Origin of the sequence: Reinekea marina (assembly GCF_030409715.1) — a bacterium.
In the GTDB taxonomy this organism is placed as follows: domain Bacteria; phylum Pseudomonadota; class Gammaproteobacteria; order Pseudomonadales; family Natronospirillaceae; genus Reinekea; species Reinekea marina.
Genome location: NZ_JAUFQI010000001.1, coordinates 2,352,243 through 2,365,803 on the forward strand (window position 1 = coordinate 2,352,243; position 13,561 = coordinate 2,365,803).

The 13,561-nt window shown below is 43.1% G+C and carries 15 protein-coding genes; 7 read left to right on the plus strand and 8 right to left on the minus strand.

The window, feature by feature from the left end:
- Positions 1 to 114: 114 nt before the first annotated feature.
- On the minus strand, positions 115 to 1,182 hold the full coding sequence (locus QWZ13_RS12695; RefSeq protein ID WP_290282085.1) for a fatty acid desaturase family protein: 1,068 nt from the start codon (positions 1,180 to 1,182) through the stop codon (positions 115 to 117).
- Entirely contained in the window at positions 1,182 to 2,264 is a 1,083-nt protein-coding gene (locus tag QWZ13_RS12700; RefSeq protein WP_290282086.1) for a flavin reductase family protein, read from the minus strand. Before QWZ13_RS12700 ends, QWZ13_RS12695 begins: the two co-directional genes overlap by 1 nt.
- Here QWZ13_RS12700 and fabR point away from each other — a divergent pair.
- Positions 2,224 to 3,048, plus strand: coding sequence for an HTH-type transcriptional repressor FabR (gene fabR, locus QWZ13_RS12705; protein ID WP_290282087.1), 825 nt, complete (start codon positions 2,224 to 2,226; stop codon positions 3,046 to 3,048). The two genes, QWZ13_RS12700 and fabR, sit on opposite strands and share 41 nt — an antisense overlap.
- Here the strand turns inward: fabR and QWZ13_RS12710 are convergent.
- The 6 genes from QWZ13_RS12710 to QWZ13_RS12735 form a co-directional block, all read right to left on the minus strand.
- Positions 3,040 to 3,795, minus strand: a complete 756-nt coding sequence (locus QWZ13_RS12710) for a TSUP family transporter (protein WP_353958987.1) — start codon at positions 3,793 to 3,795, stop codon at positions 3,040 to 3,042. The genes fabR and QWZ13_RS12710 overlap by 9 nt on opposite strands.
- A gap of 64 nt (positions 3,796 to 3,859) precedes the next feature.
- Complete coding sequence (locus tag QWZ13_RS12715; RefSeq protein WP_290282088.1) at positions 3,860 to 5,656, minus strand: hypothetical protein; 1,797 nt, start codon at positions 5,654 to 5,656, stop codon at positions 3,860 to 3,862.
- Positions 5,657 to 5,808: 152 nt separating this feature from the next.
- A complete protein-coding gene (locus QWZ13_RS12720) occupies positions 5,809 to 5,979 on the minus strand; it encodes a hypothetical protein (protein WP_215998631.1) in 171 nt (56 codons plus the stop codon).
- Positions 5,960 to 6,091: a hypothetical protein gene (locus QWZ13_RS12725; protein ID WP_290282089.1), complete on the minus strand. Its 132-nt coding sequence runs from the start codon at positions 6,089 to 6,091 to the stop codon at positions 5,960 to 5,962. The genes QWZ13_RS12720 and QWZ13_RS12725 overlap by 20 nt, the downstream gene beginning before the upstream one ends.
- A 229-nt stretch (positions 6,092 to 6,320) precedes the next feature.
- Positions 6,321 to 7,145: a CheR family methyltransferase gene (locus QWZ13_RS12730; protein WP_290282090.1), complete on the minus strand. Its 825-nt coding sequence runs from the start codon at positions 7,143 to 7,145 to the stop codon at positions 6,321 to 6,323.
- Positions 7,146 to 7,194: 49 nt separating this feature from the next.
- Entirely contained in the window at positions 7,195 to 8,160 is a 966-nt protein-coding gene (locus QWZ13_RS12735) for a chemotaxis protein CheV (RefSeq protein ID WP_290282091.1), read from the minus strand.
- A 77-nt stretch (positions 8,161 to 8,237) separates the two neighbouring features.
- On the opposite strand from QWZ13_RS12735, the gene flgA reads away from it, so the two are divergent.
- From flgA to QWZ13_RS12765, 6 genes are all read left to right on the plus strand, one after another.
- On the plus strand, positions 8,238 to 9,047 hold the full coding sequence (flgA, locus tag QWZ13_RS12740; RefSeq protein ID WP_290282092.1) for a flagellar basal body P-ring formation chaperone FlgA: 810 nt from the start codon (positions 8,238 to 8,240) through the stop codon (positions 9,045 to 9,047).
- A 94-nt stretch (positions 9,048 to 9,141) separates the two neighbouring features.
- On the plus strand, positions 9,142 to 9,450 hold the full coding sequence (gene flgM / locus QWZ13_RS12745) for a flagellar biosynthesis anti-sigma factor FlgM (RefSeq protein WP_215998635.1): 309 nt from the start codon (positions 9,142 to 9,144) through the stop codon (positions 9,448 to 9,450).
- A 109-nt stretch (positions 9,451 to 9,559) separates the two neighbouring features.
- Positions 9,560 to 9,991 (plus strand): flagellar export chaperone FlgN, encoded by a 432-nt coding sequence (flgN, locus tag QWZ13_RS12750; RefSeq protein WP_290283363.1) that lies wholly within the window; start codon positions 9,560 to 9,562, stop codon positions 9,989 to 9,991.
- A 3-nt stretch (positions 9,992 to 9,994) separates the two neighbouring features.
- Positions 9,995 to 11,611: a hypothetical protein gene (locus QWZ13_RS12755; RefSeq protein ID WP_290282093.1), complete on the plus strand. Its 1,617-nt coding sequence runs from the start codon at positions 9,995 to 9,997 to the stop codon at positions 11,609 to 11,611.
- A gap of 127 nt (positions 11,612 to 11,738) precedes the next feature.
- Positions 11,739 to 12,392: a response regulator gene (locus QWZ13_RS12760; RefSeq protein WP_290282094.1), complete on the plus strand. Its 654-nt coding sequence runs from the start codon at positions 11,739 to 11,741 to the stop codon at positions 12,390 to 12,392.
- An 11-nt stretch (positions 12,393 to 12,403) separates the two neighbouring features.
- Positions 12,404 to 13,531, plus strand: coding sequence for a cation diffusion facilitator family transporter (locus QWZ13_RS12765; RefSeq protein ID WP_290282095.1), 1,128 nt, complete (start codon positions 12,404 to 12,406; stop codon positions 13,529 to 13,531).
- The last annotated feature ends 30 nt before the right edge of the window (positions 13,532 to 13,561 follow it).

Consider the following 13,561-nt stretch of genomic DNA (forward strand, 5'->3'; position numbering starts at 1 on the left):
TTTCAATGCAGCGGGCATCTGAGCCATGGATGGCGAAGTTTAGCGGCGCAGGATGCGCGAACAGCGATCCACGGAAGTGAAACCCGCCGCCAAAGCGGGTTCAGGCAACGTGAGTTACGCCGCTACGCTCGAAGGGAATGCGTGTCTAAAGATACGGTACCAAACTTGCCCAAATTGCTTTGAAAGCCTTCCCGTATTATAGGTTTGACCATAGCGCTCGCAGATTTCTCTTACTTTAGGCGCCAGTTCTGCATAGCGATTTGCGGGGATTTCAGGAAATAAATGGTGTTCTATTTGATGGCTCAGGTTGCCACTTAAGATATGGAATAATTTACCACCTGAAATGTTACTCGAGCCTTGAATTTGGCGTAAATACCAATGACCATTGCGAGTATCTTTAACTGCACTTTCAGGAAAAACTTGGGCTTTATCGGTAAAATGACCACAAAAAATAATCGTAAAAGTCCATAAACTTCTAATGATGTTAGCGACCGCATTGCCTGCAAGCACTGTTAAGAATAATGGACCCGCCAGCAACGGAAAGACGACGTAGTCTTTTAAGACTTGCCATTTCATTTTTTTCCATTCTTCTTGGTTATTATCACGCAGTGATTGAAACAAAGTCTTGCCTGGTGTTTTCTCAAATTTCACATTTTGTAAGGCCACGCCCCATTCAAAAACAAACGCAAAGAAAAAGGTATAAATAGGTTGTAATAAAAACCAAGGGTTCCACTTTTGCTCCGCAAAGACCCGAATAAACCCATAGCCAATATCTTCATCATGACCTTCAATGTTGGTATAGGTATGGTGCTTATAATTGTGAGTTTCACGCCAGTTATCACTGGTGCCAATAATATCCCATTCATATTTCTTGCCCTCAAAAGTAGGGTCGCCCATAAAATCGAACTGGCCATGAATAACGTTGTGACCTAACTCCATGTTATCGAGAATTTTTGATAACGCTAAAAATGCGACACCAAAAAACCAAACATAAGGAATGAAACTTAAAAACAACAAACCACGTCCTAAGACGCCAGTATAACGGACGGCTCGATGAATTTTTCGAATGTATCGAGCGTCTTTTTCGCCAATTTTTTTCTTAACATCAAGCTTCAGCGCATCAATTTCAGCACCAAAAGCTTCCGTTTCTGCATCAGAGAGCTTTTTATAATATTCAGACATTATAGTTCCAACGTGATATCACTGATTGCAGCGTGCATACAAGGTTTAAACATTGCGTCGTCTTCAGCGTGCACACGTTTATCTTGTTGATCTTGAACCAATCCACTGACCTTTTTACAAGTGCAGGTATTACAAGTGCCCCGGCGGCATCCGCTAGCAATTGAAACGCCAGCTTGCTCTAAACCGTGCAAAATGTTCATACCACTGGGAATAGACACACTGCGGCGCTGCTTAGTTAAATTAACTTGAATAGGCGCACCTGCAGAAGCAGTAGCAAAGGCCGGTGTAAAGGATTCAAACGAAAAACTATTCACCCAAGGCTGAAAACGATCTCGCAATTGGTTTACAAAACCTTCATTACCACAAGCAAACGCCTCGACATTCGGCAAGCGTTTCTTTAAATCTTCAAACCACTGAGCCGATTCCGCAATTAACTTAGGCGTACCGTCTTCATTTCGTTCAATAAACTCTGTTTCAATAACGTGCAATCGGAACCAATCATTCTTTTTCGCAATTTTCTTTAAGCGTTTTATAAAAGCCAAATCTTTTTCAGACTTACCCCAATACATCAACTCAACCGGGTGGTTACGCATGCTGGTAGACCACGCTTCTAGCATACTAATGATCGGGGTAATGCCGATGCCTCCTGCTAAAAACAAGGCTGGTTTCTCTTCAAAATGAGCCATAGAAACTTCGCCATAGACATCACCTAAAGTAATCACCAACCCTTTCTTAGCGTGATTATTCAAGTAATTACTCACTTTGCCTTGGCTGACTTGCCGAGCGGTAATTCGAAATCGCCGCCCTTTCACGCGCGAAACCGAATAGCTTCGATTTAAGCGCCTGCCGTCGACTTCGACACCAATATTAATGTGCTGACCGGGTTGAATACCCTCGAAATTTGCGTTTGGCTTAAGCCATAAAGACACGGAGTCAGATGATTCTTGAACAACCTTGACGACTTTCGCCATGGCTTGATCTCGCCTTGAAATGAACCCAAACTCTTGACACCAAAAATCATAAACCTTTGCCGGCAAAACCATGTTTCTTGCCGCGCGTAACCAACTTACTGCAATACTCATATATTTCTACTACCAATTTAACCATTCAGCCAGTATAGCCTTTTATATACAGTTGTCTATTAATCTATTGAAGACAGCTATGACGATACAAGGTAGTATAGTAATCTCGTTTCGTCATCAAGGAATTTACGTGAACATCGTTCAATCGCAAGAAAAGCGCACAGCGGGCCGAAAAGCAACCATCACTCGAGATGATATCATTGCCGCAGCTATGCGATTGGTCGGCCCTAACCGCAGCGTTTCTTCGTTGAGTTTACGTGAAATAACCCGTGAAGCCGGTATAGCGCCTAATAGCTTTTATCGACACTTCGACAATACCGAAGCACTCGCCATTAGTGCGATTGAACTTGCCGGCTCAACATTAAGAACTTTAATCAAAGAAGCTCGCTTTAGAACTTCAGAGATGAATAAAGGCATCGTCCGTATGTCGGTTGAAACCTTCATTCACCAATTATATTCCGACGGGCAATACCTGCCATTGCTACTAAGAGAAGGTATCGTTGGCTCAGATCGCTTCAAGAAAGCCGTTCGAAAACAATTAGCCTATTTCGAACAAGAATTGGCCGATGACCTGCAAGCCATTGCCTTAAAAACAGGAAAAGTACCCCACCGCCCAGATTTAGTCGCAACAGCCATTACTCGCTTAGTGTTTTCCATGGGTGCAGATGCACTCGATACTTCCGTAGAACACCATCAAACTTTAATCGATGACATGGTTACGACTATCAAAATAATAATCACAGGCGCGCATGTTATTGAACATAACAAAGAGCTACTAAAGTAAACTTACGATTTGCTTGATCGACATAGCCAAACACATAACGATGACTAAAGGGCGAATTAATTTCGCCCCGCCCCAATAGATACTGTGTGCTCCAACGAATGCACCCAGCAGTTGTCCTACCATCATAACAAACCCTAACGTCCACATGACTTGCCCGCCAAAGGCAAAAACCACCAGAGAAGCAATGTTGGAAGTGAAATTTAACGGCTTAGCCATGACGGTGGCATCGATGAGATTTTTACCCCGCAAGATCACACTACTGGCCGCAAAAAAGGACCCCGTTCCCGGTCCAAAGAAGCCATCATAAAACCCAATAGCGGGAACAGCGGTGTTTTTCCATTTTTGGTGTGAAATTTTTGGTGTTTTCTCAACGGCCCCTAAATTCGGGCTCATTAAAAAATACATGGCGACCAAAACCAGCAAAACAGGCACAGCCCAGTTGAGCCACTGAGTATCGATAAGTTGAATTAAAAGCGTTCCAAGCATGGCACCTAAGCCACTCATTAACATTAATGGCCACAAACCCGCTGTACTCAGCTTTCGCTTACTTATTAATGTAATGGTTGCCGTGAACGTGCCAATAAATCCTTGGCATTTATTGGTAGCCAAGGCCGATACTGGTGATATACCTGTCATCATTAATGCTGGAAGCACTATAAGCCCTCCGCCTCCAGCTAAGGTGTCTACCCAACCAGCGACGGCTGCAACAGCAAACAACAAAACGATCAACTCAATGCTAATGTCCAACGGCAGGCCTTACTAAAAAATAATAAAGGCGCCATAGTCTATAGTTTTCGCATTGGCGTCAATTTTATTGTTCCGCTAAGGACGGCATAAGCCCAACGGCCGTTAGATGGGTCCAAACTTCAGTTTGCTGAGCTTTATTTTTTAAATTGGCTACTACAATACGATAACGCGCATCGGCCATAGAATAATTTAAACTCAACGTCACTGGATTTTGATTAATGCGCTGAAAAGCTTCAAACCAAAGTACTTCAGGTGACCGTAAGCGAGAAAGTATTTGCAAATTAGATTCGGCTCGATCAACTTCAACGCTGAATTTATTTATCGGAGCACCTAGAACGAACTGATAAATATCCCCGTTCATACGAGTTAAAACAGTCAGTGATTTTGCGGAAAAATTTTCCGAGGCAAACATGGCACGCCAATTATCTAGCTGCGCTTGATGATGGAAACCAGAAAAGTTCAACCAAGCTTCTTGTCGTGTTTCATCCCACACCATTGATTTCATGGTGGGCAATTCCATCGTTTCATCACTGGCCAAGATTCGTTTAAAAAAGGTTTCATTAAGCAATGCAGTTAAAGCCGATTTTGTTAATGGTCCAACTTGAACATAACCTTCAATGGTTTCAGGCTTGGAATCCGTCGCTGGCAGCTGTTCTAAGATGGGCGAATTCATTTCAATTGTAGTGTTTGGCAGACTGTTCAACGCTTGTACATCGACTACCACTGGCTCGGCACTGTTTAACTGCTCAACATTGATATTTTCGATTCCTTCGCCGGTCGCCGGCAAAGAATTCATTCGCGCTATTTCCTCTGCCGTGTAAGTGACTTCGGGCTCTAATAAAGCTGGATCTAGAGCAATGGTGGGGTTTTCGACACGCTCACCGCTGTCACCGATCACTTTACGCAGCCTTGCACTTATGCCATTTTTTTTCAATTCATGACGCCAATAGCGCAGTTCTGGCAACTCGTTAATTTCGCCTAGGAACAATGCCACCGAGCCATATTCATCAATTTGGGCTAAAAATACCGGTAACGGATTTTTTTGATAGGCACGCGAATTAAAGAACTGGCGTAAGCCACGATATTCCATGGCTCTTACGGCTTGCTCGATATGTTTAAATTCACCCAGTTGAAGCGTATAAGGACCTGCAGGATAACACTTGCAGAGCTCAGCAAATTCAATAATAGGCGGCAATGATTCGCTCATATTACCAGGCACATATTGAGGTACCCTAGTATCTATTGTTGTACTCGGATTCTCTAACTCTTGAGCTTCTTTTTGATCTGCTTCAAAAGCTTGTTGTTGTTCCACCGCCTCTAAAGGCACAATATTATTGCCACCAAAATTGAGTCGCAATCCGTAGCGCCAACGCAACGAGCCTGGCATTTCACTTGAAGGCCAACCCTGATAACCTCCTTCAGCAAAAGCTCTAAAATGAGTAAAAACAGGGACGCTCATCCCAGCATCTAAACGGTAGCCCATCTCAAACTGATCTATAACTGCGCCTCCAGGCGCAGCCACATCGACACCTGAAAATAAAGCTCCCGCTAACATTTGAACGCGGAACCCTTTATCGCCCCATTGCTTTAAACCGGCCACTTCATATTGCAGAAAGTTATCTTGGTTCAGCTCGCCAAAACTCTCAGTTTCGTAGCTAATATCGCTAAAGTAGCGTGCACCTACGTCTACGCCTAAACCTTGATCGGAAATAATTTGTACGTGAGAACCTGCTCCCCAAGCATTCACCTGTGGCGAGCTAGAGAAGCTCCCGTCTAGGCCAAACTCGGCCGCCCCTACCGAAACGCTGAGTATCCCACCTAAAATTAATGTATTAATCGTACGCAACAATGATTGAGTCATAACAACCTATCCGATTCATCTCAATCAGGTTATCGCCCAAGCGAAGAAAACATTTAGTTATTTCGTTCATTGGTTTTAAAAAGATGGTTTCGAAAGGTAAATCTAGAAAGGCAGCTCGAGTGGCTGCCCTACACTATTAACAGATCTGAAACTTAGTTATCACTAAGTACAGCGATACCCTCAATAGACAGTTGTTCTCTTACTTCCGGTATAGAAAGTTGTTTTAAGGCGTTTCGGTTTGATAAATTTCGAGACTTAGGCGCTTTCGCTACCACCTTAAAAAAAGCAGTAAAAGAGGGCCTGTCAGGGTCGGTTCGGCTCATTATGTGATCCTTTAAAATATTCAATGTTAAATGTCGACTCGATACGAATTAAAAAGCACCGAGTCATTTTTACTGTATGACAGCCACACCCAAAAATCTGTACGTTTTTCATACAAACATTGTTGCCTTAAATTCACTTATAGGGTTATTGATAAACATTAAACCCGATGAAATTAAGATATAGCGACCTTACAGCGACATCCATAATAAGGATTTAATTTAATAAAAACACCACACACTGCACACTTTTCGCCCAATTCTATAAATAGTTGTCAAAAATGTGATATTGGTTTGATTTTTAGTCGCTTTTCAGTGAATCGCGAGTTGAAAAAGCGGTTTGACTACTTCTTGCGGTAGATTATTCCTGGGCGGCAGTGAACCATTTCATATAAATCGGACAGACCATTTACGGCTTCTGAAGCCCCTACCATTAAGTACCCACCCGGATTTAAAATGGCGTGAATTCGAGTAAGAATGTCTTTTTTGAAGTCTGCTGTGAAATAGATTAAAACATTCCGGCAAAAAATCGCATCAAACTTCCCTAGCATGGCATAGCTGTCTTGAAGATTAAGTAATTTAAAATCAATCATACTTGCAATCTTGGCGTCAATTTTAAACTGCCCGTTTTCAATTTCTTTGAAGTGTTTTTTCAGGCGCATCGGATCTAGCCCGCGGCCCATCGCTAAACTGGCATATTCTCCAGCCTTGGCTTGTGCCAACGCGCTGGGTGAAATATCCGTAGCTATAATTTTCTCACCACCAGCCATCACACGATGCTTAGCTTTGTAATCATTAATGATCATCGAAATTGAATAAGGTTCTTGCCCGGTAGAGCAAGCGGCAGACCAAATACGAATAGGCTTTGCAGGTTTGCGCCCATAAAACTCAGGCAGCAGTATTTCTTCCAATATGCGATAAGGATGGTTATCCCTAAACCATAAGGTCTCATTTGTCGTCATCGCGTCAATCACTTCGGTTCGAAGCTTTGCCTGACCAGGGCGATCTATGGTTTTTAAAAGTGCAAAGAGATTGGGTAATTCGTGCTCCGCCATCAATTTGCGTAGGCGGCTAGAAACCAAATATTGCTTATTGGCTCCTAAATAAATTCCGCTGTATTTTTCTAAATAGGCACAAAATTCTTCATAGCCATCTGTCAAATCTGACATCGGTGGTTTAACTCTCTTTAGTAATCAATAAGGCCTAACGATAATTAGACTAACTCTTTAATGCTTCTTCAACATCGACAGGCATTTCGCTGCCTAAGTTTGTCATTCTTTCTATCACCACCTGCGCAAGCATATCGGGCTGGAACTTCGCTAAGAAATCGTCGGCTCCAACTTTAGACACCATGGCTTTATTAAATACCCCACTCAACGATGTATGCAACACAATGTACATATCATTCAGTTGTGGGTTATTTCTTATCTCGGCCGTTAAGGTATAGCCGTCCATCTCTGGCATTTCAATATCTGAAATTAGCACAGGGTATTTTTCGGCGGGTCTTATACCCTGATCGGCCAACTCTTTCAAATGATCCCAGGCGGCTTTACCGTCGTTAAAGGCAACCACAGAAAAACCAATTTTCTCCAGCGTTTTAGTGATTTGTTTTCGAGCGATCTTAGAATCATCGGCGATCATTATTTCTAAATTAGGGGCTTGCTTAGCCACTTCATCGGTAATTAATTCTTCTGAAACCTCTTCATTCATCGGTGAGACTTCGGCCAGAATTTTTTCTACATCAATAATCTCAACCAATTGATCATTGTATTTTGTCACCGCGGTCAAATAATGTTCATGCCCAGTACCTTTTGGCGGCGGCTGAATATCTTCCCAGTTCATATTAATAATGCGCTCGACACCCGACACTAGGAATCCCTGAATGCGCACATTGTATTCAGTAATGATCACAAAATGCTCTTCGATATTACTTAACGGCGGGTTTCCTGTTGCCAAGCTCAAATCTAGAATCGGAATGGTACCACCACGTATATGAGCAACACCGCGCACAACAGAACTACTTTTTGGTAGGTGCGTCAGTTTTGGGCATTGCAGCACCTCTTTTACTTTAAATACGTTGATACCGTATATTTGCTCGCCTTCTAAACGAAACAGCAACAGCTCTAATCTGTTTTGACCAACCAGCTGTGTGCGCTGGTCAACACTTTCCATTACTCCGGCCATAATTTACTCCGCTTCAAACAGGCACAGCATTTGCACATAACCTAATAAATACTATTGCGCCAGAAAACTGACTTTATATGAACTGTAAGCATAGACGGCTATTTCAAGCTAACAACCGAAGATACCAATATTTTTTTGGGTTATCGGCGCAGCGTATCAAAACATTACCCTTTTTAGAGCGATTCATTCCTCAGGCCTTAATTGTTGCCTGTATTTGTCTTTCACCACAGATCGCCAACGGTGCATCAATAGTAGACCAAATTAACAATATTATAGAGCAACATGCACACCAAGCAGCTTCTCGGGCTCACCCGAATGTATTGGCTAAAAATATTCAAGTCTCACCCGCCCCGTTGCACCCAACGCTTACCGCTAAAACCTGTCAAGACCTGAGCTTCCAGCAACAAGGTCAGCGCGTTGTTGGACGCCTCACAGGGAAGTTGAGCTGCAATGAACCGAATTGGTCGGCCTATGTAACCTACGAGGTCGCTGTTTTTGATGACATTGTCGTTACATCTGAAGCCATCAGCCGCGGTGCAACATTGCAATCCAGCCAATTAACCACTCGACGGGCGGATGTAGGATTGCTTAAAACAGGATATTTTAAGAATATAAACGATGTAGTGGGTTTTACGGCTAGGCGAACCCTAAAACCAGGCCTAGTTGTCACCAACTACATTGCCGAACCACCCTATTTGGTTGAAAAAGGAGACTGGGTCACCATTGTTTCTGGCACAGGCGCGATAAAAGTTACCGCCACAGGTGAAGCGTTAAACTCTGGCCGGTACGGCGAACAAATAACCATCAGAAACTTATCATCAAAAGAAAAAATTAAAGCATGGATTATTAAAAAAGGGACCGTTAGCACGCGAAAATCGGCAATTTAGAAAAAAATTGATGTTTATTTCACAAAAACATTAAAGTTTCTGGCTTGCTGGCCGTTAACACCTACAGATAAGACTATTTAGAGAGGACAAAGCAATGCCTATCAACATTAATGGACCAACTTCAACTCAGGTTGATCCAAGTAAAACGCGTCAAAGCCAGTCGTCTAACGGCGTCACTCCTGAAAAAAGCGGCAATGGCACGGAATCTGCTTCTACTGAAGATGTGGTACAACTTTCCGATAAAGCCCGCGTCATGAAAGCAGTTGAATCAAGAATTCAAAATATGCCAGACGTTGACCAGGACAAAGTTGACCGCATTCGCAATGCTTTAAGCAACGGCGAATATAAGATCGATTTTGACAAGCTCGCAGACGCATTCCGACGCTTCGAATCAGGGTTGTAATTCCTGATCACTGCTAAGGGTTGCTTGCGAGCAGTCCATAACAAAGGCAGTGACTATGGAAACTCAACTTCTGACCCGTTTACAAGAGACGCTGGATGCCTCTGTAACCTTGGCACAAGAATTTAATGAACTCTTAGAAAAAGAAAAGAAACAACTGACTTCGAGCGAGCTTGAATCGGTAACCGCCCTCCTACACGACAAAGAAAAGCTCACTGAAACGCTCATGCAGCATCAAAAATCCATATTAGGCATTTGCCAAAGCGTCGGAATAGACCCCAGCTATGGGGCTCTGCGGTCGTTTTTGTACCGAACAGGTATAGACCAGGCTGAGCATATATTGAAAGAATGGACTAAGCTCAAGAATGCACTCATTAAAAGCCAAGCCCTAAATAAAACCAATGAAGCGATACTGAGCGAACTGATGCGCCGAAATAAGATTAAACAACAACTGATCAACAACGTTGGGCGCTACGGCAACACCTACGGCCGAAATGGTGAAACACAATCAGGCCAAGCACTTGGCTGGGTTGAACAGGTTTAGTATATGTACATAGAGCCACTGACACTCTTTATTCTCGGCGAATTCTTGGTGGTTTACATCATCATCAATGTGTTTTTGTTTTATAAAAGCCGACTATATAACGTGCTTGTGGCAATACTTAAAGAGATGCGCTTTGAAAAGCATCGCCGACAGCAGCAAAAGAAAAAAGAAATAGAAGATCTAAGATCGACTAATAAGCAGTTATTAGAAAAGGTCGAAACAGTTGCCAGCAGTGCTAAAAGTGCCGGCAAAACCATTCCAGAACAACTTGAAGACCGCATAGAAACACTCGCTCAAGCCAACCCGAGAGCACAGTCACTTGATAGCTCAATGGATTACGACGAGTCGACCCAGTGGCTACGGATGAGAATACTTGAACTCGAGAAAGAGCTACTCAGCGGCAATATTGACGAAGGAAAGTGGCAAGAAATGGCCACTGAGGCTATTAATCGGCTCACTGAAGCCACTAATAGTTCAGAAGAGGAAACGGCCAATAAGAAACAAAACGCCGAAGAAGAACGCTACACCGGGCAACTGGAAAAAGACCTTGAAGTCAGCAATCGACAACTTGAAGAAGCCAAAATACGCATCAATCACTTAGAATCAGAATTAGAAGAGCTAAAGGCAATTGACACTCCTTCAGAAAACCCGATGGAGGCTCCCGCAGCAGGCCGCTATGCCGACGAACTGTATCGTTTAAAGTGCGATAACTTTGACTTACACGAAGCTATAAACAAGTTAAAACTGCAGCTTGCGTCTGGGGAGGATTTAACCACCGAAGATCTAAACGATCTAATGGAAAATCAGATGTCAAACATGGAGCAATACATTAAGAGCGCTGATATATCGATTGGTTTATATGAGAAAGAATTGCAGGCCGCACAGGCTGAGATTACAAAACTGCACGAACAGCTCACCAAGGCTATGAACCCACCTAAGCCGCTTCAAGAAAACAAACAAGCCCTAGAAAACTTATCGACTAATAACAGTGAGCAAAGCGACGCGCTAAATACGCTGAAGGCAACCATGTTAGAAATACAAAATGGCGCGAATGTAGAAACTCATATTGAGGCATTAGAAGCTGAAATCCAGCGCTTGGAACGATTATTCAAAGAAAGCGAGCAATGCATTGTACTCATGGAGTCAGAACTAGAAACCAGCCATGAAGAAGTTGAAAGCCTTCAGTCTAAACTCGAAATACAAGCCGCTAAATTACTGCAGAGCAAAATGGGCGGCCTAAATGAAGCGCAGCAAGGCCAAAAAGAAGGCATTGGAAATATTAAGAATATTATGGATCAGCTGAGAGACGGTGGTGACGAGGCCGAATTAACCGCTCAGCACAGCTCTGAAGTAGAAAAACTGGAAGGCTTCCTAAAAGAATCAGAAACCATCATTCAGCAACTAGAAGCTGAGATAGACGAACTCACTGAAAAGGCAGACGCTGCAGAAGCTGAGCTTGCCAGTGAAGAGGAGGCTCGACAGTCTATCGACAGCAAAGAGAATTTACTTGAAATGGAAGAACTGTTGCAGCAATTTATTTCCGACACCCAAAGCCTACTGACAAATATCAACCAGCTTGAAGATGAAAATATCAAGCTAAAACAACAAATTAAGCGCTAAAGCGGGTTTAGCGCCACTCCCCTACTTTGGTGCTAGACTTCTTTGAATATAGCCGCTATTTATCGATTTTTTAGCACTTTTCTGGTACAACTGACACACTCCTTCGTGATGAGACAACAAAAATAACATGACTAATGTATTCGCTCAGCAATTGAACGTATTAATCGCCGATGACCACCCTTTGTTCAGGCAAGCCCTAGCGGAAGCTCTGTCTCAAACCGACATGGCCATTAATATTGAGCAGGTTCAAACTTTAGCCGACACTTTTAAACGTGTAGATCAAGGCGATATTGATCTCCTTCTTCTAGATCTCAAAATGCCTGATTCCGTCGGTTTAATGGGCTTAATTGATTTACGTGAAAAGCACCCAGAAACGTCTATTGCTGTAGTAACTGCCAACGAGTCACCGCAAACCTTACTAAAGGTGAAAGCCGCTGGTGCTATAGGCTATTTAATTAAGTCGATGGAGCTAGAATCACTCGTCAACGCTTTGAAGCAGTTGCTCAATGGTGAGTCTTATTACGCATTAGAAGGCGATATTGACGAAGATGAAATAAGTGAAGACATTGATGCGATGAAGAAGCTCAGTTCACTTACTCCAAAACAACAGCATGTTTTGAGTCTTATTTCGAAAGGCTTTCTTAACAAACAAATAGCCTTTGAGCTCAACATTAAAGAAACCACGGTTAAGACTCACGTTTCAGAAATTTTTCGTAAGCTTGGCATTTATAACCGAACTCAAGCGGCTATTTTCAACCAATACCTAAATGTAATCGATTAAAGCGCTCTTCTATGACTGATCCTACGCTTTCAAGTAAGCAACGGTATGCGGTTATCGCCAAAGTTAACTGGGTCTGCTCAGTTGTTGACGCGCTCTTGTCTACACTAAAGCTCACCATTGGCTTTATCACTCGTTCCCCGGCACTGATTGCCGATGGTGTTCACAGCCTTAGCGACTTAGCGACCGATATACTCGCGCTCATCTTAGGTAATATGGCGCAACATGGTCCTGATGAGGACCATCCTTATGGTCACGCTCGATACGAGACCATAGGAACGGTCGCCTTAGGCGCTACTTTAGTCGCCGTAGCCATCGGGATTGCTTATGACAATGTGATGGCCGCATGGCAGGGCGAGTCGATCACACCTCACTGGTTGTCCTTGCTCGCTGTGTTAGTGTCAATCATTAGCAAAGAGGCATTGTTTCACTATTCAATGAAACACGCCAAAGCCACCAACTCCAATTTACTCGAGGCGAATGCATGGCATTCTAGGTCTGATAGCCTCTCTTCTGTGGTGGTATTTTTTGGTATTTTAGCCTCTATGGCTGGCTACCCTATTCTAGAATATGTCGCCGCATTAGCTGTTGCCGTTCTAATAGGAAAAATGGGCGTGGGTTTAACCTGGAACGCAACGCAGGATTTAGTAGACCGAGGGGTACCACAAGACAAGTTAGACGCATATAAAACAACGCTGCTGAGCTCTAACGCTATCGATGATGTGCATATGATACGCACTCGACTTATGGGCAATGACGTATTTATAGACGCCCACATACAAGTAAGTCCATTTTTAACAGTCTCTGAGGCGCATCAATTGAATGACAATTCTGCAGCCAACCTCAAAAAAACACACGATGAAATAACAGACGTAACCTTACATATCGACTTTGAGCCCGATAACATTCAAGCCAAAACATTGCTCATGCCAAAACGCAGTGAGGTTGAATCAGCCCTTGCCAACTCTAACTTAGCTCACTATCAACGCCTTTACTTACACTATAAAGGCGCAACGTTAAGCATCGAAATCTTATTCGATGAGAACGCAATTATTCCGGCCGATTATCAAATAACAACGATGGCATTACAAAAGCAATTTGATTGGATTAATCGAATAGAATTATACAAAAAGACTCAGTAAGCAGGCTTTCCAAAAAACCAAAGCACCCAA